The organism is Vibrio sp. ABG19 (assembly GCF_029962385.1).
In the GTDB taxonomy this organism is placed as follows: Bacteria; Pseudomonadota; Gammaproteobacteria; order Enterobacterales; family Vibrionaceae; genus Vibrio; species Vibrio ostreae.
In genome coordinates this window covers 1,287,829-1,311,459 of the sequence record NZ_CP071708.1, presented here as the reverse complement: position 1 = coordinate 1,311,459, position 23,631 = coordinate 1,287,829, and the positions used below count along the sequence as shown (strand labels likewise).

Annotated in this window: 13 protein-coding genes, 9 tRNA genes and 3 rRNA genes; 5 read left to right on the top strand and 20 right to left on the bottom strand. The window is 50.9% G+C overall.

Translation table 11 applies throughout. The annotated features are described in order from the left end of the window. Nucleotides 1-157: 157 nt before the first annotated feature. The gene (locus tag J0X00_RS12300; RefSeq protein ID WP_282478133.1) at nt 158-2,494 is read left to right on the top strand and encodes a hypothetical protein; all 2,337 of its coding nucleotides are present in this window, start codon (nt 158-160) and stop codon (nt 2,492-2,494) included. 54 nt (nt 2,495-2,548) lie between these two features. On the opposite strand, the gene J0X00_RS12295 is transcribed toward J0X00_RS12300, so the two are convergent. From J0X00_RS12295 to J0X00_RS12250, 10 genes are all read right to left on the bottom strand, one after another. After that, nucleotides 2,549-3,478: an SPOR domain-containing protein gene (locus J0X00_RS12295; RefSeq protein ID WP_282478291.1), complete on the bottom strand. Its 930-nt coding sequence runs from the start codon at nt 3,476-3,478 to the stop codon at nt 2,549-2,551. A 146-nt stretch (nt 3,479-3,624) separates the two neighbouring features. Then, entirely contained in the window at nt 3,625-4,563 is a 939-nt protein-coding gene (locus J0X00_RS12290; protein WP_136487250.1) for an ABC transporter permease, read from the bottom strand. A gap of 2 nt (nt 4,564-4,565) precedes the next feature. After that, nucleotides 4,566-5,543, bottom strand: coding sequence for an ABC transporter permease (locus tag J0X00_RS12285; RefSeq protein ID WP_136487251.1), 978 nt, complete (start codon nt 5,541-5,543; stop codon nt 4,566-4,568). A gap of 171 nt (nt 5,544-5,714) precedes the next feature. Continuing rightward, nucleotides 5,715-7,271 (bottom strand): ABC transporter substrate-binding protein, encoded by a 1,557-nt coding sequence (locus J0X00_RS12280; protein WP_136487252.1) that lies wholly within the window; start codon nt 7,269-7,271, stop codon nt 5,715-5,717. 92 nt (nt 7,272-7,363) lie between these two features. After that, a complete protein-coding gene (locus J0X00_RS12275; protein WP_136487253.1) occupies nt 7,364-9,079 on the bottom strand; it encodes an ABC transporter ATP-binding protein in 1,716 nt (571 codons plus the stop codon). Nucleotides 9,080-9,986: 907 nt separating this feature from the next. After that, nucleotides 9,987-10,063 (bottom strand) — tRNA-Pro (locus tag J0X00_RS12270). Between the two features lie 5 nt (nt 10,064-10,068). Next, nucleotides 10,069-10,144: transfer RNA gene (locus J0X00_RS12265), tRNA-His, on the bottom strand. Nucleotides 10,145-10,216: 72 nt separating this feature from the next. Beyond that, nucleotides 10,217-10,293, bottom strand: a tRNA-Pro gene (locus tag J0X00_RS12260). A gap of 5 nt (nt 10,294-10,298) precedes the next feature. Next, nucleotides 10,299-10,374 (bottom strand) — tRNA-His (locus tag J0X00_RS12255). A gap of 33 nt (nt 10,375-10,407) precedes the next feature. Continuing rightward, nucleotides 10,408-10,484: transfer RNA gene (locus J0X00_RS12250), tRNA-Arg, on the bottom strand. Between the two features lie 292 nt (nt 10,485-10,776). On the opposite strand from J0X00_RS12250, the gene J0X00_RS12245 reads away from it, so the two are divergent. Continuing rightward, on the top strand, nt 10,777-11,184 hold the full coding sequence (locus J0X00_RS12245; RefSeq protein ID WP_136487957.1) for a cytochrome c5 family protein: 408 nt from the start codon (nt 10,777-10,779) through the stop codon (nt 11,182-11,184). Between the two features lie 136 nt (nt 11,185-11,320). On the opposite strand, the gene rep is transcribed toward J0X00_RS12245, so the two are convergent. Next, nucleotides 11,321-13,336, bottom strand: coding sequence for a DNA helicase Rep (gene rep / locus J0X00_RS12240; protein ID WP_136487956.1), 2,016 nt, complete (start codon nt 13,334-13,336; stop codon nt 11,321-11,323). Nucleotides 13,337-13,625: 289 nt separating this feature from the next. On the opposite strand from rep, the gene J0X00_RS12235 reads away from it, so the two are divergent. Continuing rightward, the gene (locus J0X00_RS12235; protein ID WP_136487955.1) at nt 13,626-13,877 is read left to right on the top strand and encodes an accessory factor UbiK family protein; all 252 of its coding nucleotides are present in this window, start codon (nt 13,626-13,628) and stop codon (nt 13,875-13,877) included. 138 nt (nt 13,878-14,015) lie between these two features. Here the strand turns inward: J0X00_RS12235 and ilvC are convergent, their stop codons facing one another. After that, on the bottom strand, nt 14,016-15,500 hold the full coding sequence (gene ilvC, locus J0X00_RS12230) for a ketol-acid reductoisomerase (protein WP_136487954.1): 1,485 nt from the start codon (nt 15,498-15,500) through the stop codon (nt 14,016-14,018). Between the two features lie 137 nt (nt 15,501-15,637). Here ilvC and ilvY point away from each other — a divergent pair, with 137 nt between their 5' ends. Further along, entirely contained in the window at nt 15,638-16,531 is an 894-nt protein-coding gene (ilvY, locus tag J0X00_RS12225; protein WP_136487953.1) for an HTH-type transcriptional activator IlvY, read from the top strand. A 134-nt stretch (nt 16,532-16,665) separates the two neighbouring features. On the opposite strand, the gene J0X00_RS12220 is transcribed toward ilvY, so the two are convergent. The 7 genes from J0X00_RS12220 to J0X00_RS12190 all read right to left on the bottom strand — a co-directional run bounded on the left by J0X00_RS12220 (nt 16,666) and on the right by J0X00_RS12190 (nt 22,267). Then, nucleotides 16,666-16,756: transfer RNA gene (locus J0X00_RS12220), tRNA-Ser, on the bottom strand. A gap of 104 nt (nt 16,757-16,860) precedes the next feature. Continuing rightward, nucleotides 16,861-16,976 (bottom strand): 5S ribosomal RNA (rrf, locus tag J0X00_RS12215). A 128-nt stretch (nt 16,977-17,104) separates the two neighbouring features. Continuing rightward, nucleotides 17,105-19,994: ribosomal RNA gene (locus J0X00_RS12210) — 23S ribosomal RNA — on the bottom strand. A 378-nt stretch (nt 19,995-20,372) separates the two neighbouring features. Then, nucleotides 20,373-20,448, bottom strand: a tRNA-Val gene (locus J0X00_RS12205). Nucleotides 20,449-20,475: 27 nt separating this feature from the next. Beyond that, a tRNA-Lys gene (locus tag J0X00_RS12200) sits at nt 20,476-20,551 on the bottom strand. 19 nt (nt 20,552-20,570) lie between these two features. Further along, nucleotides 20,571-20,646: transfer RNA gene (locus J0X00_RS12195), tRNA-Glu, on the bottom strand. Between the two features lie 68 nt (nt 20,647-20,714). After that, nucleotides 20,715-22,267 (bottom strand): 16S ribosomal RNA (locus J0X00_RS12190). The 16S, 23S and 5S rRNA genes sit together here with 4 tRNA genes alongside, the layout of an rRNA operon. 556 nt (nt 22,268-22,823) lie before the next feature. Here J0X00_RS12190 and J0X00_RS12185 point away from each other — a divergent pair. Further along, nucleotides 22,824-23,372 carry a gamma carbonic anhydrase family protein gene (locus tag J0X00_RS12185; protein WP_282478132.1) on the top strand — a complete coding sequence of 183 codons (549 nt, stop codon included), beginning with the start codon at nt 22,824-22,826 and terminating at the stop codon, nt 23,370-23,372. Here J0X00_RS12185 and J0X00_RS12180 read toward each other — a convergent pair. Next, a complete protein-coding gene (locus J0X00_RS12180) occupies nt 23,365-23,631 on the bottom strand; it encodes a DUF1488 domain-containing protein (protein ID WP_282478131.1) in 267 nt (88 codons plus the stop codon). The two genes, J0X00_RS12185 and J0X00_RS12180, sit on opposite strands and share 8 nt — an antisense overlap.

Below are 23,631 nucleotides of genomic sequence, written 5' to 3'. Positions count from 1 at the left end.
TGCTTTCCGTATATTGCCAGCAGGTATGGCAACAGGTAGAACGTGGCTCAGATTTGGTATTTTACGCTTTAACTCTATTTTTGCGCCGGGACAGCATACAACAGGCGCAGCAAATAAAGCATCCACGTTCTCGTTTGCAATCGACAGGGAAATAATAATGAAGAAAATGACTTTTCTGGCAGTGTCTGTGGCTTTGGCATTAACCGGCTGTGGCGGCGGCGGTGGCTCAGACAGCAGCGGACAAACCGCGGCTCAGAGCACCACCATCACAGGTTTCGACGGCTACTTTAATCAGGCTGTACTGTTTGACGATACCAACAACAACGGCCTGCTGGATATTGGTACAGATACCTTGTTTGGCCTGACCAACGAGAACGGCCAGCGGGTTCTGCCTGCCGGTACCGAGATTGCAGGCTCACTGGCGCTGCAAACCCTGACTCCGGGCGGTGCAATGCAGACCGCTCTGGCGAACCTGGAACCGGAAACCTACGCCGGTAAATACACCATCGATATGGATAACCCGGGTCAGGCTATGGCGCATGAGCTGGTATTCCGCGCGCCGGGCTCATCGCAGGTGATCTCCCCGGTCACTGACCTGGTTGCGATTGCGATGAGCAACGACAGCACGCTAAGCGAAGATGACGCCAAACAGAGTGTGGCACTGAGTTTGGGTCTGACCGAAGAGCAGGCGGATGATGTGTACAGCGACTTTGTCGATGGTAACAAAGCTAACCGTAAGCTGCATAAAGTAGCCCAGATTCTGACCGAATCAAAAGCGGATGCCCAAACCAAAGGCAACGACTACAGTACGCACGCCAGCCAAATCGCTCTGACGGCACAAAGTACGGTCTACAACATGGATGATGCGCAGTTAGCTTCTGACACCTATAAGCCGGTGGTACCGGTTAATGGTGACAGCGTCGGCACTGTCATCAGCAATAACCAGTTAATCACAGACACAGCAACCGTCGATAACATTCAGACACGCCTGACCGAACTGAACGTTGCCGAAGGTGAAAATTTTAGCGGTGCGACCCTCGATCTTAGCGGCCTGTTCCGCGACACCGACCTGGCTGACGGCATCGCACCCGTTATCACAGTCAAAGAGTCCAGCCTGGGTACCACAGGGATTGCGCTCAGTGTCAGCGACCAAATCCTAAGCCTGGCCGCGGTCAATCCGGTTGCGAGCGGCGGTGAGTATACGATCACTCTGCAGGCCAGCGATCGCGATGCTAATGGCGACAAGATTGGTGCGCCTGTTGCTGTAGTGCTCAACGTGACCATCGTATCCGCCAATCTGGCCCCGGTTGTCGAGTCGGGCGAGCTGAGCCGGATTCAGTCGATCATCGATGGCTGGCAACTGCAGCAGGGGACACCGTTTAACCAGACTCTGTCACTGGTCAACCTATTCAGCGATGCGGACGGTGATATCACCGAATACGAATCCGGTACCATTGCGGTCGACGGTCTGACCCTGAGCATCGATCAAAGCCAGGCCATTGCCACCATCTCAGGCACACCCACTCAGGCCTATCCGTCAGGCGTCAAGTTGCGTATCTCAGCACGTGATGATCAGGGCAGCTCTTCTGCAGCCGCCGTATTTACCCTGCCAGCAGTGCAGGAAGGTGTAGCACCACCAGCCAGCGATTTGCACACTCTGGAAGGCAAAACCTGGTACCGCCTGGAACACGGCTCTTCTAACGGCATCAACGAGCAAAACTACAGCAGCGTATGGTGTGACGCATTCCGCTTTGAAGACGGCCTGGTGTACGAAAACGTGCGAACTCCGGACAATTTAACCCAGTGTAGTGAAGCCACCCAGCAGGCTAGTGGTGCAAGCTATGTGGTAGACGGCGATAACCTGGTTGCAACCTTCTACGATCCGGATGAAGGCGGCAACGTGGACGTCACCTTAAGTGTCAGCGATGCGAGCGTTATCTCAAGCGGTGCCCAGACTCTGCTGTGGACGGTAGAGGAAGACGGAGAAGCGGAGACTGAACGTTACACCTTCTTCAGCAATAAAGCTGATGCCGAAGCGCGTATTCAATTGCAGTCTGATGATGATGGCGACACCCGCTACTTCCCGATGATTCTGCCAACCCAGAACGGTGGTGAAGCGGTCGGCAAGGTTGGCCTGTCAATCAACGATCAGCCGTCAATTGGTGATGATGGCGCCATGGATGCCAACGTGGTACTGGAATTTGCCGATGAGAATTTTACCTGTAAAGATGCTCAGAACCTTTACCGCCACATGCTGTTTACCGGTGCCGACCTGAGCTGGGAATACTCATCCGGTGGCAATTATGACGATAACTTCGAGTGTTACAACAATACCCAAGACAATATCATCCATGCCAACATCGACTTTGATTTACCGTCACTGACCGTTGGCAACGTATACAGCTTTATCGGCCGGGTGAAAGAATCCCAGGGCGCTTATGTCGAAGCCGTTAAGTTCAACATGCAGTGGACTGGCGCGAGCGATAACGATTAATAACACGTCAAATCAGGCTAGGTAACCATAACCCCGCAATGCGGGGTTATTTTTTTATCCTTTCACACACAACACATTCAGCAGTGAGGTACCTTTCAGATTTGTCGTCCTGCCATTGGTAAACAGCCCTTTACGCCCCTCTCCCCAGTACGGCAGATACACCGGCCACTGTTCACGTTCCATCACTTTTGAATTGAGTAACTGCTTCCACTCCTGCTCATTAGCCAGGCGCATATTCTGGCTGCGGCACATTTTTTCCGCGCCGTCATAGCTGAGCCGGTTCCAGGCTTTGTTATGCTCCATATAAAACTGCACATTGTCGGCCAGGGTGTAAGGCACCACATAACTCACTCCGTTGAGTGACGTCTGATGGCGGAAACTGACATCGGCCCCCTGAGACGCAACGGTTGCAGGTAAAGCACGGGTTTCGGTCAACGCAGCGGCTGGCTCAGGTGCCACCGCAACAGGTTTAGGTTGCGGGGCTGATGCCTGAGCTTTAGCAGGCTTTGGGGCAGCGGCTGGAGCACGCTTTACCGGCGCAGCCGTTGTCACTGACGTCGCCGTGCTTTTTGCGACTTCACGAATAAAGGCTTCCTTGTAGCCGCCCACAGTACGCACGCCGCGCAAATCTTTGCGCGCCTTGGCGAAATCATCGTAAGGCCCGATCAGACAGCGGGTGCCTTTGTCTTCCGGTTTCATCCAGACATGGGTTGAGATATGTTGATACAAACCCTGGGCCTGGGCTAACGATAAAGGCTTGGTCAACAAGCCGCACTGAATCCAGAAATCAGAATCCTTTCTTTTCGGGGCCGAGTTACCCCATAAACCTTGTCCTATCGGACACGTCTTATCCAGGACCGGCAACTGATTGCTGGCGGCCTGAGTCGCATCACAAAGAAACTCCTGAGCATGTACCGGTAATGAAAACAGGGGTACAGCGCAGCAGGACAGGCTCAACAGAACTCGATGGGTGATTTTAGGCATCACGACCACTCTCATCTCCATAGTTATCCTACTCATAGTGACAATGGTTACTGCTCAACGTTCGATTACAGATGCAAAAAAAGAGCCGCAATCACTTACGGCTCTTAGTTTAGGTACATTATTCGAACAAAATCAATCGACTCCGCTCAACCTTTGTAGATTTTCGGGTTAAACACATCGCGTAACCAGTCGCCCAGCAGGTTAATCACCAACACCAGGGTAACCAGCACCAGACCTGGGAAAATGGTAATCCACCACGAGCCGGAGAAAATGTAGTTAAAACCGATACTGATCAGTGAGCCCAGTGATGGCTGGTCCACCGGCAAACCCAGACCGAGGAAAGAAAGTGCCGCCTCCGACATGATGGCATTCGCTACCTGCACGGTTGAGATCACCAGAATCGGCGACAGACAGTTCGGCAGAATATGACGGAACATGATACGCAGTGATTTAAAGCCCATCACCCGCGCCGCTTCAACATACTCTTTTTTCTTCTCAGCCAGCACCGAGGCACGAATGGTACGCGCATATTGCGGCCATTCCGCCACACCGATGATCACCACCAGCATCAAAACCGCGTATTCACTGTAGAACTCGCTGCCAAAGCTGGCTTTAAAGATGGCCGATACAATGATCGCGACCATCATGGTCGAAAACGACAGCTGCACATCCGCAAAGCGCATCAGGAAGCTGTCGATACGGCCACCGAAATAACCGGCTGACAGGCCGATCACGATGCCAAAAAGCAGCTGCAAGGCAACGGCAAGAAAGCCGATCGTCAGTGACAAGCGGGAGCCATACAAAATGGTCGATAAAATATCGCGCCCCTGGTTATCGGTGCCGAGCAGGAAGCGCTCATCGCCGCCATCCAGCCAGGATGGCGGTAACTCCGAATCCATAATATCGATTGAGGTTAAATCATACGGGTTGCTCGGGGCAATCAACGGGGACACCAGTGATGTGACCAGTACCACCATAAAGATAACAAAGCTGACCATCGCCACTTTGTCACGCAGGAAATAGTAAAGAAAATCGGACTGCTTAAAACGCTCCCAGCGTGAAGGAGCTGCGACTACCTGGCTCATGATTATGCTCCTTTTCCGGTCAGGTTAACGGTTGGGTTGATCAGACCATACATCAGATCCACGATGGTATTGGTCACGACGAAAATCAGGCCGACAAAAATCACGTACGCCGTGATAAGCGGCGTATCCACCCGGTTAATCGCCTCAAGGAACAAAAAGCCGGTACCCGGCCACTGGAACACCGTCTCGGTCAGAATGGTGTAGGCCACCATAGTCCCGATCTGCACACCACCGACGGTCAGCACCGGCAGCATGGTGTTTTTCAGCGCATGCTGGTAATAAATCTTGTTCATCGCCAGGCCCTTCGCCTTGGCAAACTTAATGTACTCCGAGCTGAGCACTTCGAGCATCTCAGCCCGTACCAGACGGATAAACAGTGGCAGCATGATAGAGGCCAGCGAGACACAAGGCAGGATCAGGTGCGCAAGACCATCAAGGGTAAAGAACCCCGACTCCCAGCCGAGCCAGTTTGCGGTTTCACCGCGGCCATAGGATGGCAACCAGCCAAGCTCAATCGAGAACACATACATCAGCATAATCGCGGTCAGAAACACCGGGATCGAAATACCAATACTACTGCCGGCCATGACCAGCTTGGTAAACACGCTTTTCGGATGTATCGCTGAATACACCCCAAGCGGAATGGAACAGACAATAATGATCAGCGAGGCACCGAACACCAGTTCCAGTGTCGCGACCAGTTTGTCGAGAATCACTTCAACCGCAGGACGCTTGAAGAAATAGGAGGTACCCAGGTCGCCCTGCACCGCGGCAGTGACAAAACGGGTGTATTTAGTGACGAAGGGATCGTTGAGGCCCAGTTCATCACGCAGCGCCTGGCGCTCCGTCTCTGAAACCGACTGACCGACAAGCTCGCGCAGCGGGTCGCCCAGGTTATCCTGAATGGCAAACGCCACCAAACTGATCACAAACATCACTATCAGTGCCTGAAACAGGCGCTTGACCAGAAACGAAAACATTCCTTGCCCCTTAACTTTCCATGCTAAATCCATCCGGGTTAATGCCCTGCGATGGACCCTATTCAGCCTTTAAAACAGTCACTAACCCGACTGAAACAAGATTAATGACCTAAGGTGAGAAAGCCCCCGCAACCGGGTTACGGAGGCTCCTGTTACCAGTTAATGCGCAACTTACTCTTTGACCACCAGGTCACCGAAGTATGGGAACTCCATCGGGTTAACGATTGGTTTGACGTCCAGCGTTGATTTCGCCCCCCAGGCCAGGTTCTGCCAGTGCAGAGGAACGAACGCGGCATCGTTGTACAGGGTCGTTTCTACCTGCTGCAGCATCTGGGCACGTTTAGCCGGATCGGTTTCGACGTTTGACGCTTCCACCAGTTTATCGACTTCAGGGTTTGAGTAGTGACCACAGTTGTACTGACCTTTACCGCTCTCTTCGTTACGGGTCATGGTCAGGAATTCAGAGAAGTTGGCTGAATCCTCGGTATCCGCGTGCCAGCCGATCATCAGCATGTCTGCCGCACATTTATCAAACTCAGGCCAGTACTGCGCTTTTGGCATGGTTTTCAGATCAACTTTGATGCCGATCTTCGACAACATTGCCGCTGCAGCCTGGGCCACTTTAGCATCATTCACATAGCGGTTATTCGGCGCGATCATGGTCAGGTTAAAGCCCTTCTCATAACCCGCTTCCTTCATCAGCTCTTTGGCTTTGTTCAGGTCATAACGCGGCACCAGTTCAGGATTGTAGCCAGCATAGCCTTGCGGGCTCTGCTGACCGGCAGCCGTTGCAAAACCTTTCATGATTTTGTCCACGATACCCTGATTATTGATAGCGTAAACAATCGCCTGACGCACGCGCACATCTTTCAGCGCTTCATTGCTCGACTGGTTCATTTGCAGCGTAATAATGCGGGTACCTGGCAATGTTACCAGATCGACACCTTTGGCTTCTTCGACACGTTTGTGGTCATTCGGCGCAACCGGCGCAATCATATCCACATCGCCGGACAGCAGAGCCGCAACACGGGTCGCATCTTCTTTGATAGGCACCAGAGTCAGATGGTCAACATTACCTTTCGAATCTTTGTCCCAGTAGTCTTTGAAACGTTCGAATTCGACTTTTACGCCCTGTTCACGTTGCGTTACGATAAAAGGTCCGGTACCGGAAAGGTGGGTAGACGCAAACGAGTTACCGTGTTTCACCACTTCACTCTTATCTTTGCCGTCTTCAGTCTTGCCTGAATAGAACTTGCTGTCCATCGGGAAAATGTAGGTCGCGGTTTGCAGTACCAGCGGGTAAGCGCCCTTCGATACCAGGTCAACCGTGTAGTCGTCAACTTTGACCATTTTCTCATATGGTTCAAAAATCGCTTTGAAATCCGGCGAGCTTTGCAGACGGTCAAACGTCCACACCACATCGTCGGCTGTCATCATATTACCGGAGTGGAATTTCACCCCTTCACGCAGGTGGAAACGCACGGTTTTGTCATCCAGACGTTCCCAGCTGCTCGCCAGGCGGGGTTCAAAGTCCAGATCCTGGGTGTAGCGAACCAACGGATCAAACACCATGTGAGACAGTTGCAGCGTACCACCTGACAGTTGTTCATGCGGGTCCAGTGATACCGGATCAGCGTCGTAAGCCACTGTAATATCAGCCGCGCTGGCGGCAAAGCTGAGGCCAGCTGCCATTAAAGCCACTGCAAGTTTGCTTTTCATGGTTTTCATTGCATAACTCCTTATGCGGGAATCCAAATCCCTAGTTGTTGTATTTGCTTCTGTTTCAAAACCCGGCCCCGGAAGGCCGGCAATCTGTGCGGCTAGGCCGCGCTTACACCGTCTCTCAAGCCGGTAAACTCCGGCATCAAGGAAATCAGTTGCTGGCTGTACTCATGCTGCGGCGAGGTGAACAGTTGCTCGGTCGGCGCCACTTCCAGCAAGGTACCCATTTTCATTACCCCGACCCGATCACACATCTGACGAATCACCGGCAAGTCATGACTGATGAACATCATGGTCAGGCTTAATTCATCCTGCAGATCTTTCAGCAGGTTAAGGATTTGCGCCTGAACGGAAACGTCCAGTGCCGAAGTCGGCTCATCACAGATCAGCAGGCGCGGGCGGGTAGCCAGCGCGCGCGCAATCGAAATACGCTGACGCTGACCACCGGAAAATTCATGCGGATACTTCACCCCGGCCATTTTACCCAGGCCAACATAATCGAGCAGGTCATTGACGATTTGGCGGGTTTCCCCTTCCCCACTGGTTAGTTTATGGAAGCGGATCGGCTCGGCAATAATGTCGAAGACCTTCATACGCGGGTTCATTGACGTATAAGGGTTCTGGAACACCATCTGCATCTGGCGACGCACCGGACGGCGCTCTTTCTCTGACTTCATCGCCGTCAGATCAAGACCTTCAAACGTCACCCGGCCTTCATTCGGCTGGTACAAACCGGCAATCACCCGGGCAATGGTCGATTTACCCGAACCAGACTCGCCCACCAGGCCGAAAGTCTCTCCTTCCTGCACCTCGAAGCTGACATTATTGGAAGCCTGCACGTACTCGCGGCGACTTTCAAACAGTGAATCTTTGGTCACAAAGCGCAGACTGACGTTTTCCACATTGAGCAGCGGGCCGGTGTACTCACGCTGATCCTGACTCTGTCCCAACCAGTGATTCTTAATATCCAGCGTTTTGTGCTCAGCGGCATCTTCGATATAAGTGACCAGCGGGAAGCGATCCAGTTTGATGTCGGAGCGCGGTACTGCGGAAATCAGGCTGCGGGTATACGGATGATCCGGATCACCCAGTACTTTCGCCGTCGGACCGAATTCAACCAGATCGCCGCGGTACATCACCGCGACACGATCAGTCACGTTGGACACCACGCCCATGTCGTGGGTCACCAGCATACAGCCGACATTATTTTTAATGCACAGCTCGCGGATCAGACTCAGGATCTGGTCCTGAATGGACACATCCAGGGCCGTGGTCGGTTCATCGGCAATGATCAAATCCGGTTCGCCCGCCAGAGCGATAGCAATCACGACACGCTGACGCATACCACCGGAGAATTGGTGCGGATATTGTTTGAGACGGTTTTCCGGTTGCGGAATACCGACCTGCTTCATCAATGATAATGCGCGCTGGTAGGCTTCATCATCACTGACCTTCATGTTGGCATGAATGGTCTCTTTCAGTTGCTGCTCTACGGTGAACAGCGGATTGAGAGAGGTCATCGGGTCCTGGAAGATAAAGCCAATTTTAGACCCGCGCACGGCACGCATTTTTTCCGGAGACAGGCCAGAGATTTTCTCGCCATCCAGAAAGACTTCACCGCCGGCTATCGTGCCCGGAGGACTCAGCAAATCAATAATCGCGTTACCCACTGTCGATTTACCGGCACCGGACTCACCGACTACGCCGACAATCTCGCCGCGCTCAATGCTGAAAGACAACGATTTCACCGCTGCATGCACACCGTGGCGTGACGGATATTCAATACGAAGGTTTTTTACTTCTAAAAGTGACATCTAAACCAGACCTCTACTGCTGCGGCAGTTTTCTGCCCTGTCTGCGGCCCGCGGCGATCGATACCATCAGCGGTCGACCAACGCATGCCCAAGTGAATCCATTCAAACCAGTATAATATTCTGGCAATTTATAAGGCCATCAATATGGCGAAAACTTCACACAAAAGCAACATTAAAAGGATAAAAAATCGATAACGCACCACTTTAAAGCAGCATAATCGAATTTATATGCACTAAAACTAGATATTAGTGTGGTCCGATGTTTCGCCACATTCGGTAGACTAACTCAAACTCATAGCGTTAAACACTGATATAGCGCAAATATTACGGATATTGTAAAAAACGAGCAGATGCATATTTTAGCAAGTGTCAAGTCAAGACAGCCATTAACAATAAAGAAACAATCTCACATGAAATCCATTACCTAAACCATAAAAACCAGACATTCAGCCATTAACCAGCAATTAAACCCAATAATGTAAAATTATGCAGAGCATTAAACTTATCATTTTTGTGAGCTAACTCAACTCAGATCCAAACGGACACTGAGCAGATAAATTGTTCACGTGCAAAACGTCTGTTTAAAGACTAGAAGAGGAATTGCGCACCAATCCGCATAAAAATAAAAAAAGTGATAGTACGCACACAAATGGTGAGAGAGGGCAATAAAGGTTCTAGGTTCTAGGTTCTAGGTTCTAGGTTCTGGGTTCTGGGTTCTGGGTTCTGGGTTCTGGGTTCTGGGTTCTGGGTTCTGGCAGAGTGTCTTAGGCAACAGGGACAGAATCAAGCCTAAAACAGTACAAGCGATTGATAGATTATCCGAAGCTCAGGGAACCAGGCCCTAGCTCCTCGGATCCTAGGGCCTGAAACGAAAAAGCCCCGTCATTACTGACGAGGCTTTAAATGGTGGTCGGTGAAGAGGGATTCGAACCCCCGACCCTCTGGTCCCAAACCAGATGCGCTACCAAACTGCGCTATTCACCGACAAATGGGGTGGCTAACGGGATTCGAACCCGCGACAACCGGAATCACAATCCGGGACTCTACCAACTGAGCTATAGCCACCGCTGAATTTTGTGATAACCGCTTATCTGCCGTTATCTCAGTCTCACGCTTTACGCCTGACACTTAAATAAGTGGTCGGTGAAGAGGGATTCGAACCCCCGACCCTCTGGTCCCAAACCAGATGCGCTACCAAACTGCGCTATTCACCGACGAATGGGGTGGCTAACGGGATTCGAACCCGCGACAACCGGAATCACAATCCGGGACTCTACCAACTGAGCTATAGCCACCACTAAATTTTTACCGATATTGCTTCCGGGAATTGGCGCGCCCGAAAGGATTCGAACCTTCGACCTTTGGCTCCGGAGGCCAACGCTCTATCCAGCTGAGCTACGGGCGCATGCCCTATCGGCGGATGGGAATAATACGTAGATCCCCATGGGCCGTCTAGTACTTTTTCAACTTTTTTTGTTCGGTTGGCGTCTTTTTCATCAGATAAGGCAAATTAACGCTATTTCAAGGATGTGACTCACCCCCTGAAGATCGCAACTTGTTGTTTATTGCACCATGTTATCGATCTATAATCACCCACAGTTTACATTGATTTAACAGCCAGTCCGGCCGATAAGTCACCCTACGCTAAATAATAATTGGGTAAGCAGCACTTACCTTTGGAATGTAAAGTGAGTTAAATGGATATGTCTCGATCAGTCTTAAGCGTATTGTTCGCTGCACTAACCTTTTCTACCGCCTCCTTCGCAACCAGTTCCGCCGATGCTGATGCCATTGCAGAACGCATCAAACCTGTGGGTAATGTGTATCTGGCAGGCAGTGAACCGGTCGCTGCAGAACCAACCGGCCCGCGTGATGGCGCCTCTGTTTACGGCACATTTTGTATCGCTTGTCACGCATCCGGAGTCAGTGGCGCGCCCAAAATCGGTAATGCCGCTGATTGGGCTCCGCGCATTGCCCAGGGTAAAGATGTCCTGCAGCAGCACGCCATTAACGGTCTGAATATGATGCCACCACGTGGTACTTGTATGGACTGTTCAGACGATGAAATCATGGCCGCGATTGAGCATATGATAGAAGGTCTGTGATCAGCCCGCAATGCAGTGACAGCTTGGATAATTTAATCAAAGCGTTGCTAAAGCAAGAAAGGTTTGGATAAAAGAAGAAAGGCTTGGATCAACCAAGCCTTTCTTCTCTGCCGTCAAAGGCAGACAAGCACGCATGCTATTTTTTAAACATCGCCTTCAGATTGGCGATATGCGCCTGACCTTTAACCATTCGCTCTTCCTGTGATAGCGGCTTCTTCTTTACTTCCCATTCGACATCATCGTAAGGCAGTTCATCGAGAAAACGGCTCTGGGTCGGCTTGAGCAGCTCACCATACTGACGGCGCTCTTTGCACATCACAAAGGTCATTTCACGCTGGGCACGGGTAATCCCCACATACATCAGACGCCGCTCTTCTTCGACATTGTCTTCATCAATACTGGTCTGGTGCGGCAGAATGCCCTCTTCCGTACCAAGCATGTATACGTAGGGAAACTCGAGGCCTTTAGAAGCGTGCAACGTCATCAGTTGCACCGCATCACTGTCGTCCTCATCTTCACCACGCTCCATCATGTCACGTAGCGTCAGGCGCTGCACCACCTCTTTGAGGGTTTTCTCTTCCTGATCATAATTATCTCCCTCAAGGTCAGAGACAATCCAGGAATAGAGCTCAGAGACGTTCTTCATCCGCATCTCGGCCGCTTTCGCACTGGATGAGGTTTCATACAACCAGTCTTCATAGTGAATATCGCGTACCAGAGAGCGCACAGCCTCTACGGTGTTGCCGCGCTCGGCATTATCGGAAATTGCAACCAGCCACTGGGTAAAACGGCGCAGGTTGTCCAGGCCGCGCCCGGACAGATGCTGTTCCAGCCCGAGTTCAAAACTGGACTCAAACAGGCTCTTACCACGCATATTGGCGTAACTGCCCAGTTTCTCCATGGTCGCCGGGCCGATTTCCCGTTTCGGTGTGTTAACGATACGCAGAAACGCATTGTCGTCATCCGGGTTCACCAGCACGCGCAGGTAGGCCATGATGTCTTTGATTTCCGCGCGGGCAAAAAATGACGTCCCCCCGGAAATTTTGTACGGCACCCGGTTCTGCATCAGGGATTTTTCAATCAGACGAGACTGATGGTTACCACGATACAGAATCGCATAATCACGATAATGAGTGCGATTGAGGAATTTATGCGCCACGATTTCCGCGGTCACCCTTTCGGCTTCATGGTCATCATTCTTGGCCATGATCACTTTGAGTTTTTCACCATCCGGGATCTCGGAAAACAGCGATTTCTCGTACACGTGCGGGTTATTGGCAATCAAAATGTTGGCCGCACGCAGAATACGACTGGTCGAACGATAGTTCTGCTCCAGCTTAATCAGGCGCAGGTTGGGGAAATCCTGCCCCAGCAGCACCAGGTTTTGTGGTTTGGCGCCACGCCAGGAGTAGATCGACTGGTCATCGTCACCGACCACCGTCAGACGGCCGCGTTCACCAACCAGCAATTTCACCAGCTCATACTGACTTGAGTTGGTGTCCTGATATTCATCGACCAGCAGGTAACGAATCCTGTTCTGCCAACGCTGTCGCACCTCTTGCTGGCCACGTAACAAAAGGACTGGCAGCAGGATCAGATCATCAAAGTCGAGCGCGTTATAGGCTCGCATCTGGGTGTGGTACATCTCGTAGCAGAAGGCAAACAGCTGCTGTTGCTCGCCCTGCGCCTGTGCTTTGGCCTGATCCGGCGACAACATGTCGTTTTTCCAGTTTGAGATGGTGCTCATCAACTGACGCAATAGATCTTTATCGCCGTCGAGCTGCTTTTCGGTCAGCTCTTTCAGCAAGGCGAGCTGGTCCTGGTCATCAAACAGAGAAAAGCCGGCTTTGAGACCCAGCTGCTTGTACTCACGACGAATAATATTCAGCCCCAGGGTATGGAAGGTCGATACCATCAGACCACGGGACTCGGCTTTACCCAAAGTCTGGCCGACACGTTCTTTCATTTCACGCGCGGCTTTATTGGTAAAGGTCACCGCCGCGATATTCCGCGCTTTGTACCCACACTGCTGAACCAAATAGGCAATTTTATTGGTGATCACCCGGGTTTTGCCCGAGCCTGCACCCGCCAGTACCAGGCAGGGGCCAGATACGTATTTCACGGCTTCATCTTGTCTTGGGTTCAGCTTCATAGTGCTCTCTGATCTGCGTATTGAAGGCGCTCATGATAATGCCGCAAGCGGACACTTTCCACTCCGATACCATCCCAGCGCTAAAAATCATCCTGCAGGTCAGCGCCTGATCTTAAGCAGCGCACACGGCATCGAGCAAGGTCTGGGTGCCGCAGCAGCGTGTCCGATACCGTACTCCTTTGATCTGAGTGACAAAAGTATGCTTTCGCGCTTTTTTGTCATCGCAATTAACGACTTTCGACACTGAATTGCATAGAATGAAAGACATAAATACAGGAGTGAATAACCAATGTTTGATCCAAAGAAACTTGAGCAAATCGCGAAACAGATTCACGAATCCATGCCGCAGCCGGTCAAAGACCTGGGTACCGATGTCGAGCAGAAAGTGCGCCAGGTGATTCAGGGCCAGCTCAACAAGCTGGATGTGGTCAGCCGTGAAGAATTCGACGTGCAGACCCAGGTGCTGCTGCGCACACGTCAGAAACTGACAGAAATGGAACAGAAGCTGGCTGAGCTGGAAGCCAAACTGGCTGACAAATAATAGCGTGTTCCGGACGGCCCGGACTGGCTGGCAACACCGGTCAGCACAAATTATAAAGGGCTTAGTCTTGCGACTAAGCCCTTTTTGTTTTTATGTTGTGTTGTGTTTGCTTTTATTCTGCTTTTTAAGCCGACTTAATTAGTCACCTACCGCGATGCGCTTCATGTCTTTCATGTAGCCACGCAACTCTTCACCGATGAACTCAACCGGGTGGTTACGGATGATGCTGTTCACTTCAATCAGAGTCGCGTTATCAACCTGGTTAGATGTTTCGCCCAGGCCTTTACCAATTACGTCAGTACCGACTTTAGGCATGAATTTCTCGCGCAGTAGCGGAGTCGCTACGTTTGCGAACAGGTAGTTACCGTATTCTGCAGTGTCAGAGATAACCACGTTCATTTCGTACAGACGCTTACGTGCGATAGTGTTGGCGATCAGTGGCAGTTCGTGCAGTGATTCATAGTAAGCCGACTCATCGATGATGCCTGACGCTGTCATGGCTTCGAATGCCAGCTCAACCCCGGCGCGAACCATAGCGATCATCAGGATACCGTTGTCGAAGTACTCTTGCTCTGCGATCTTCACATCTGACTCTGGGTAGTTCTCAAAGGCAGTTTCTGCAGTCTCTGCACGCCAGCCCAGCAGGTTCACGTCGTCGTTCGCCCAGTCAGCCATCATGGTGCTTGAGAAGTGGCCAGAGATGATGTCATCCATGTGCTTGTTGTACAGTGGACGCATCAGATCTTTCAGCTCTTCAGAAAGTTCAAACGCTTTGATTTTCGCCGGGTTAGACAGACGATCCATCATGTGCGTGATGCCACCGAATTTCAGTGCTTCCGTCACTGTTTCCCAACCGAACTGCAGCAGTTTACCGGCGTAACCCGCATCGATACCGTCAGCAATCATCTTCTCGTAACATACGATAGAGCCCGCTTGCAGCATACCACACAGGATAGTCTGCTCGCCCATCAGGTCAGATTTCACTTCAGCAACGAATGAAGACTCAAGGCAACCTGCACGGTGACCGCCAGTGGCTGCTGCCCATGCTTTTGCGATTTCCAGACCGTCACCTTGAGGATCGTTCTCCGGGTGTACCGCAATCAGAGTAGGAACACCGAAACCGCGCTTGTATTCTTCACGTACTTCAGTACCTGGACACTTAGGGGCAACCATCACTACGGTCAGGTCTTTACGGATTTGCATGCCTTCTTCAACAATGTTGAAGCCGTGTGAGTAACCCAGAGCGGCACCCTGTTTCATCAGAGGCATTACTGTTTCAACAACGTTTGAGTGCTGTTTATCCGGAGTCAGGTTCACAACCAGATCAGCTTGTGGAATCAGGTCTTCATAGCTGCCTACCACAAAACCATTGTCTTTGGCGTTTTTGTACGACTGACGCTTCTCGTCAATCGCTGCCTGGCGCAGTGCGTAAGATACGTCCAGACCAGAATCACGCATGTTCAGGCCTTGGTTCAGACCTTGAGCACCACAACCTACGATGACCACTTTTTTGCCTTTCAGGTAATCTGCTTCAGTTGCAAATTCTTCACGTGCCATAAAACGGCAGCGGCCTAGTTGGTCCAGTTGCTCACGCAGGTTCAGGGTATTGAAATAGTTCGCCATGAGGGTGCTCTCCTTTAATTTGTTCCATCAGGTCGGTGGCTGTGCACCGAATGAATTCATACTAAAACAGACATTCAGTTGCTCAAAGTGATATATTCACAATTAGTTATTGCAATTAATGCAACATGGGTCCGCTTATGAACATTAAAACCTTACAACTGTTTCTCCATCTTTGCGACAGTATGAATTTCAGCAAAACCGCGACCGCGATGCATGTCAGTCCGTCGGCACTGAGCCGCCAGATTCAGAAACTGGAAGATGAGGTCGGTCATCCTCTGTTCGTGCGTGATAACCGCAGTGTCGAGTTGACTCCGGCCGGTAGCAAGCTACTGCCGGTCGCCATGCGAATCACCAGTGAATGGCGCCAGTTCCACACCTTGCTCAATGAGCAGGAAGCCGAGCTGAAAGGTGAAATCCGCCTGTTTTGCTCAGTGACAGCCAGCTACAGCCATTTACCGGAGCTACTCAACGCGTTCCGGCTTAAACATCCGTCGATTGAATTTAAACTGTTGACCGGGGATCCGGCCCAGGCGATCGATAAAATATTGAATGATGAAGCGGATATTGCGATTTCCGCAATGCCGGAGCATCTGCCATCCCGGGTGGAATTCACCACCATCAGTGAATTGCCGTTGTCAGTGATTGCACCGATAGGGATCAGCAGTTTTGTCGAAGAGGTACAGAAAGAACATCCGGACTGGTCTCAGGTGCCGTTTATCGTGCCTGAAGTCGGCACGGCGCGCGACCGAGCCAACAGCTGGTTTAAGCGTATGAAGATCAAACCTAACATCTACGCTCAGATTGCCGGTCATGAGGCGATTGTCAGCATGGTCGCGCTGGGTTGCGGGGTGGGCATCGCTCCCGATGTGGTGATCAATAACAGTCCGGTGCGGGAAAAAGTACAACGCCTCTCTTTCTCACCGATTAAGCCATTTAAACTTGGGGTGTGCTGCAAACGCTCGCAGCTGGATGATCCGCTGGTCAGAGCGCTATGGCGAGTGGTATCGGCCAAACGCAGTATTGTTGATTAGAAGCTAGGGTCTAGGGTCTAGGGTCTAGGGTCTAGGGTCTAGGGTCTAGGGTCTAGGGTCTAGGGTCTATAATTCTAGGCCTTGATCCTATAAACGCAAAAAACCCGCTGATTGCTCAGCGGGTTTTTTAATAGTGGCGGAGAGATAGGGATTTGAACCCTAGGTACGCTATTAACGTACGCCGGTTTTCAAGACCGGTGCTTTCAACCACTCAGCCATCTCTCCGCAAATTGTCACTAAAAATCGAGTCTTACACTTACGACGCTGGATATTTAGCTGTGTTTCCAGGATCTTCTCTCAACAAAGAGAGTTCTGAAAACGATATTAAAGCCTGGCGATGTTCTACTCTCACATGGGGAGGCCCCACACTACCATCGACGCTGTTTCGTTTCACTTCTGAGTTCGGAATGGAGTCAGGTGGGTCCAAAACGCTATGGTCGCCAAGCAAAATTTTGTTTTTATTTTCACTTTTTCTAAAAAAGTGAAGACAAAAAATTCGGAAAGCTGTTTATGTTCTCTTTACACATTCAATGTACTGGTCATTGAGTCCAATCAAAACCCCTTGGGTGTTGTATGGTTAAGCCTCACGGGCAATTAGTACAGGTTAGCTCAACGCCTCACAACGCTTACACACCCTGCCTATCAACGTTCTAGTCTCGAACAACCCTTTAGGACACTTAAAGTGTCAGGGAAGACTCATCTCAGGGCTCGCTTCCCGCTTAGATGCTTTCAGCGGTTATCGATTCCGAACTTAGCTACCGGGCAATGCGTCTGGCGACACAACCCGAACACCAGAGGTTCGTCCACTCCGGTCCTCTCGTACTAGGAGCAGCCCCCTTCAATCTTCCAACGCCCACGGCAGATAGGGACCGAACTGTCTCACGACGTTCTAAACCCAGCTCGCGTACCACTTTAAATGGCGAACAGCCATACCCTTGGGACCGACTTCAGCCCCAGGATGTGATGAGCCGACATCGAGGTGCCAAACACCGCCGTCGATATGAACTCTTGGGCGGTATCAGCCTGTTATCCCCGGAGTACCTTTTATCCGTTGAGCGATGGCCCTTCCATTCAGAACCACCGGATCACTATGACCTGCTTTCGCACCTGCTCGAATTGTCATTCTCGCAGTCAAGCGGGCTTATGCCATTGCACTAACCTCACGATGTCCAACCGTGATTAGCCCACCTTCGTGCTCCTCCGTTACTCTTTGGGAGGAGACCGCCCCAGTCAAACTACCCACCAGGCACTGTCCTCGAACCGGATAACGGTCCAGAGTTAGAACATCAAACATACAAGGGTGGTATTTCAAGGACGGCTCCAACGCAACTGGCGTCACGTCTTCAAAGCCTCCCACCTATCCTACACATGTAGGTTCAATGTTCAGTGCCAAGCTGTAGTAAAGGTTCACGGGGTCTTTCCGTCTAGCCGCGGGTACACTGCATCTTCACAGCGATTTCAATTTCACTGAGTCTCGGGTGGAGACAGCGTGGCCATCATTACGCCATTCGTGCAGGTCGGAACTTACCCGACAAGGAATTTCGCTACCTTAGGACCGTTATAGTTACGGCCGCCGTTTACCGGGGCTTCGATCAAGAGCGTCGACCGAAGTCTAACCCCATCAATTAACCTTCCGGCACCGGGCAGGCGTCACACCGTATACGTCATCTTACGATTTTGCACAGTGCTGTGTTTTTAATAAACAGTTGCAGCCACCTGGTATCTGCGACTTCCAATAGCTCCATCCGCGAGGGACTTCACCGTCAGAAGCGTACCTTCTCCCGAAGTTACGGTACCATTTTGCCTAGTTCCTTCACCCGAGTTCTCTCAAGCGCCTTGGTATTCTCTACCCGACCACCTGTGTCGGTTTGGGGTACGATTCCTTACAATCTGAAGCTTAGAGGCTTTTCCTGGAAGCATGGCATCAATGACTTCATCACCGTAGTGACTCGACATCGTGTCTCAGCCTTATAGAGAGCCGGATTTACCTAACTCTCAAGCCTACGCACTTGAACCTGGACAACCGTCGCCAGGCCCACCTAGCCTTCTCCGTCCCCCCATCGCAATTGTAAGAAGTACGGGAATATTAACCCGTTTCCCATCGACTACGCCTTTCGGCCTCGCCTTAGGGGTCGACTTACCCTGCCCCGATTAACGTTGGACAGGAACCCTTGGTCTTCCGGCGAGGAGGTTTTTCACCCCCTTTATCGTTACTCATGTCAGCATTCGCACTTCTGATACCTCCAGCATGCCTTACAGCACACCTTCAACGGCTTACAGAACGCTCCCCTACCCAATACGATAAATCGCATTGCCGCAGCTTCGGTTTACAGCTTAGCCCCGTTACATCTTCCGCGCAGGCCGACTCGACTAGTGAGCTATTACGCTTTCTTTAAATGATGGCTGCTTCTAAGCCAACATCCTAGCTGTCTGAGCCTTCCCACATCGTTTCCCACTTAGCTGTAATTTGGGACCTTAGCTGGCGGTCTGGGTTGTTTCCCTCTCCACGACGGACGTTAGCACCCGCCGTGTGTCTCCCGGATAGTACTTACTGGTATTCGGAGTTTGCAAAGGGTTGGTAAGTCGGGATGACCCCCTAGCCTTAACAGTGCTCTACCCCCAGTAGTATTCGTCCGAGGCGCTACCTAAATAGCTTTCGGGGAGAACCAGCTATCTCCGAGTTTGATTGGCCTTTCACCCCTAGCCACAAGTCATCCGCTAATTTTTCAACATTAGTCGGTTCGGTCCTCCAATTGATGTTACTCAATCTTCAACCTGCCCATGGCTAGATCACTCGGTTTCGGGTCTATATCCAGAGACTGAACGCCCAGTTAAGACTCGGTTTCCCTACGGCTCCCCTAAATGGTTAACCTTGCCACTGAATATAAGTCGCTGACCCATTATACAAAAGGTACGCAGTCACACCACGAAGGTGCTCCTACTGCTTGTACGTACACGGTTTCAGGTTCTATTTCACTCCCCTCACAGGGGTTCTTTTCGCCTTTCCCTCACGGTACTGGTTCACTATCGGTCAGTCAGGAGTATTTAGCCTTGGAGGATGGTCCCCCCATGTTCAGACAGGATAACACGTGTCCCGCCCTACTCGATTTCACTGAACATACGCTGTCGGCTACGGGGCTATCACCCTGTTTCGCGGTCCTTTCCAGAACCTTCACCTGACGCATATAAAGCTTAAGGGCTAATCCAATTTCGCTCGCCGCTACTTTCGGAATCTCAATTGATTTCTTTTCCTCGGGGTACTTAGATGTTTCAGTTCCCCCGGTTCGCTTCATTAACCTATGTATTCAGTTAATGATACCTGCTTATGCAGGTGGGTTTCCCCATTCGGAAATCGTAGACTCAAGTGGCTCTTACTGCCTCATCTACGCTTATCGCAAGTTAGTACGTCCTTCATCGCCTCTGACTGCCAAGGCATCCACCGTGTACGCTTAGTCACTTAACCATACAACCCGAAGGAGTTTCGAGTTGATGAACCAAGTCACCAAGGTTTCGTTGTCTCTCATTATTTGAATGAGCGAGAGACTTTTCGATTTTGCCGGACTCAATTTTGAAACTTGTTAAACAAGTTTCTACCAAGCACACTTGAATGTGTTGTTGGTGTATTCCATTTCGGAATACATTGAGAACTTTACAAATAATATTTCGTTTACGAATAAACAAAAGATTATTTTGTCAGCTTTCCAAATTGTTAAAGAGCGTTGTTTCTTTCGAAACAGAGTACCTGTTTGGCACTTTCTAAAGATTCTCAGCGTCAGAAATCCGAACCACGTACGTTTTACTGAAGTGGTTTGGAATTTGAAATCCAAAAATACTTAGAGAGTGGTGGGCGATACCGGGTTCGAACCAGTGACCCCCTGCTTGTAAGGCAGGTGCTCTCCCAACTGAGCTAATCGCCCATCTTATTTTAATTCCCATGGAAGGAATGGTGGGTCGTGCAGGATTCGAACCTGCGACCAATTGATTAAAAGTCAACTGCTCTACCAACTGAGCTAACGACCCCTTTTATTTCACAAGGAAATGGTATCCCGTAGGGGAGTCGAACCCCTGTTACCGCCGTGAAAGGGCGGTGTCCTAGGCCTCTAGACGAACGGGACACTAAGATACTCTTCTTTATCTAAACCGTATCAATCTGTGTGAACACTCATCGCAATAATCATTCGTATAAGGAGGTGATCCAGCGCCAGGTTCCCCTAGCGCTACCTTGTTACGACTTCACCCCAGTCATGAACCACAAAGTGGCAAGCGTCCTCCCGAAGGTTAAACTACCTGCTTCTTTTGCAGCCCACTCCCATGGTGTGACGGGCGGTGTGTACAAGGCCCGGGAACGTATTCACCGTGGCATTCTGATCCACGATTACTAGCGATTCCGACTTCATGGAGTCGAGTTGCAGACTCCAATCCGGACTACGACGCACTTTTTGGGATTCGCTCACTTTCGCAAGTTGGCCGCCCTCTGTATGCGCCATTGTAGCACGTGTGTAGCCCTACTCGTAAGGGCCATGATGACTTGACGTCGTCCCCACCTTCCTCCGGTTTATCACCGGCAGTCTCCCTGGAGTTCCCGACTTTACTCGCTGGCAAACAAGGATAAGGGTTGCGCTCGTTGCGGGACTTAACCCAACATTTCACAACACGAGCTGACGACAGCCATGCAGCACCTGTCTCTCAGTTCCCGAAGGCACAAGACTGTCTCCAGTCTCTTCTGAGGATGTCAAGAGTAGGTAAGGTTCTTCGCGTTGCATCGAATTAAACCACATGCTCCACCGCTTGTGCGGGCCCCCGTCAATTCATTTGAGTTTTAATCTTGCGACCGTACTCCCCAGGCGGTCTACTTAACGCGTTAGCTCCGAAAGCCACGGCTCAAGGCCACAACCTCCAAGTAGACATCGTTGACGGCGTGGACTACCAGGGTATCTAATCCTGTTTGCTCCCCACGCTTTCGCATCTGAGTGTCAGTATCTGTCCAGGGGGCCGCCTTCGCCACCGGTATTCCTTCAGATCTCTACGCATTTCACCGCTACACCTGAAATTCTACCCCCCTCTACAGTACTCTAGCCTGCCAGTTTCAAATGCAATTCCGAGGTTGAGCCCCGGGCTTTCACATCTGACTTAACAAACCACCTGCATGCGCTTTACGCCCAGTAATTCCGATTAACGCTCGCACCCTCCGTATTACCGCGGCTGCTGGCACGGAGTTAGCCGGTGCTTCTTCTGCAGCTAACGTCAAACGAATGCGCTATTAACGCACCCGCCTTCCTCACTGCTGAAAGTACTTTACAACCCGAAGGCCTTCTTCATACACGCGGCATGGCTGCATCAGGCTTGCGCCCATTGTGCAATATTCCCCACTGCTGCCTCCCGTAGGAGTCTGGACCGTGTCTCAGTTCCAGTGTGGCTGATCATCCTCTCAGACCAGCTAGGGATCGTCGCCTTGGTGAGCCCTTACCTCACCAACTAGCTAATCCCACCTGGGCATATCCTGACGCGAGAGGCCCGAAGGTCCCCCTCTTTGGCCCGAAGGCATCATGCGGTATTAGCCATCGTTTCCAATGGTTATCCCCCACATCAGGGCAATTTCCCAGGCATTACTCACCCGTCCGCCGCTCGCCGCCCTTAACGTTCCCCGAAGGTTCAGTTAAGTCGCTGCCGCTCGACTTGCATGTGTTAGGCCTGCCGCCAGCGTTCAATCTGAGCCATGATCAAACTCTTCAATTTAAGATTTGATTCCCTAAATAATTAGGGGAGGCTCAATGAATACTGACTTCAAATTACCTTAGTAATTCAAAGCTATTACCATTCCAACAGAATGGTAATGAATTGACTGTGCTCGAATGATTGCTCATTCAAATTGGTCACTCAGTTCATTGATACCTAAGTTGATTCTTTAGAATCATCTTCGATTATCATCAACGAGTGCCCACACAGATTGATAGGTTTATATTGTTAAAGAGCTTCTCTTCCGACTGCAGTGACTGAGTCACCGTGGAAGAGGCGGCCATTTTAGCGAGATAAATTTTGGTGTCAAACACTTTTTAAATTTATTTTCGCAAGCTTTTCAGCTTTTAAAATGAACCTGACTGACTGCTTGGTTTCTTGCGAAGCTTTGCCGTGTCAGCGAGGGGGCATTATAGAGATCGCGCTCACGTTGGCAAGGGTTTTTTATCGTTTTTTCCGTTTTTTTTGTCGTTTGACGTTTTTTTACTCACAAAGGGCTATTTCTTACACTCTTTCACTTCTAAACTGGCCTTTACAGCCTAAATAAGGAGGCGTCATGAGCGCAATTCGTAGTTATAAAGGAATCATTCCCCAATTGGGTGAGCGGGTTTATGTCGATAGCAGCGCCATCATTGTCGGCGATATCACCTTAGGTGACGACGCCAGTGTCTGGCCACTGGTCGCGGCGCGCGGCGATGTGAACCATATACAGATCGGCGCGCGCTCCAATATTCAGGACGGCAGCGTACTGCATGTGACCCATAAAAACGCGGAGAACCCGGATGGCCATCCGCTTTTGATTGGTGATGATGTGACTGTCGGCCATAAAGTGATGCTGCACGGCTGCACTATAGGCGACCGGGTACTGGTCGGTATGGGGGCGATTGTCTTAGACGGCGTGGTAGTAGAAAGCGATGTCATGATCGGGGCCGGTAGTCTGGTACCACCAGGCAAAGTCTTACAAAGTGGCTATTTATATGTCGGCAGCCCGGTTAAACAAGCCCGCGCACTGACCGACAAAGAGAAGGCCTTTTTAGTCAAATCTGCCCAAAACTATGTGCAGAACAAAAATGACTATATGAATGAAGTCGAAGTCGTCAGTTGACGACTTCAATTTGTCCGTACTGATTGAAGGCTTCATCTTCAATCAGTGCCTCAGCGCTCTCTTCAAGATCAAAGCGCCACTCGGCAAATGTATCCAGCGCTTGCTGGCTACCCTCAACTACCCGGCCGCTTAAACGACTCAGTTCAGTTAATGGCACCACACATTCGATCAGGGCACCGGACTGCTGAGCCGGAAAAACCACCGCCTGCAGCACTTCATCCCAACGTTGTATATCAGGAAATAAAATTGACTGATTCAT

What these genes read in the sequence shown, in the direction of transcription:
- J0X00_RS12300 (WP_282478133.1), top strand. Translation starts at nt 158, where the DNA reads ATGAAGAAAATGACTTTTCTGGCAGTGTCTGTGGCTTTGGCATTAACC.
- J0X00_RS12295 (WP_282478291.1), bottom strand. Translation starts at nt 3,478, where the DNA reads ATGCCTAAAATCACCCATCGAGTTCTGTTGAGCCTGTCCTGCTGCGCT.
- J0X00_RS12290 (WP_136487250.1), bottom strand. Translation starts at nt 4,563, where the DNA reads ATGAGCCAGGTAGTCGCAGCTCCTTCACGCTGGGAGCGTTTTAAGCAG.
- J0X00_RS12285 (WP_136487251.1), bottom strand. Translation starts at nt 5,543, where the DNA reads ATGTTTTCGTTTCTGGTCAAGCGCCTGTTTCAGGCACTGATAGTGATG.
- J0X00_RS12280 (WP_136487252.1), bottom strand. Translation starts at nt 7,271, where the DNA reads ATGAAAACCATGAAAAGCAAACTTGCAGTGGCTTTAATGGCAGCTGGC.
- J0X00_RS12275 (WP_136487253.1), bottom strand. Translation starts at nt 9,079, where the DNA reads ATGTCACTTTTAGAAGTAAAAAACCTTCGTATTGAATATCCGTCACGC.
- J0X00_RS12245 (WP_136487957.1), top strand. Translation starts at nt 10,777, where the DNA reads ATGGATATGTCTCGATCAGTCTTAAGCGTATTGTTCGCTGCACTAACC.
- rep (WP_136487956.1), bottom strand. Translation starts at nt 13,336, where the DNA reads ATGAAGCTGAACCCAAGACAAGATGAAGCCGTGAAATACGTATCTGGC.
- J0X00_RS12235 (WP_136487955.1), top strand. Translation starts at nt 13,626, where the DNA reads ATGTTTGATCCAAAGAAACTTGAGCAAATCGCGAAACAGATTCACGAA.
- ilvC (WP_136487954.1), bottom strand. Translation starts at nt 15,500, where the DNA reads ATGGCGAACTATTTCAATACCCTGAACCTGCGTGAGCAACTGGACCAA.
- ilvY (WP_136487953.1), top strand. Translation starts at nt 15,638, where the DNA reads ATGAACATTAAAACCTTACAACTGTTTCTCCATCTTTGCGACAGTATG.
- J0X00_RS12185 (WP_282478132.1), top strand. Translation starts at nt 22,824, where the DNA reads ATGAGCGCAATTCGTAGTTATAAAGGAATCATTCCCCAATTGGGTGAG.
- J0X00_RS12180 (WP_282478131.1), bottom strand. Translation starts at nt 23,631, where the DNA reads ATGAATCAGTCAATTTTATTTCCTGATATACAACGTTGGGATGAAGTG.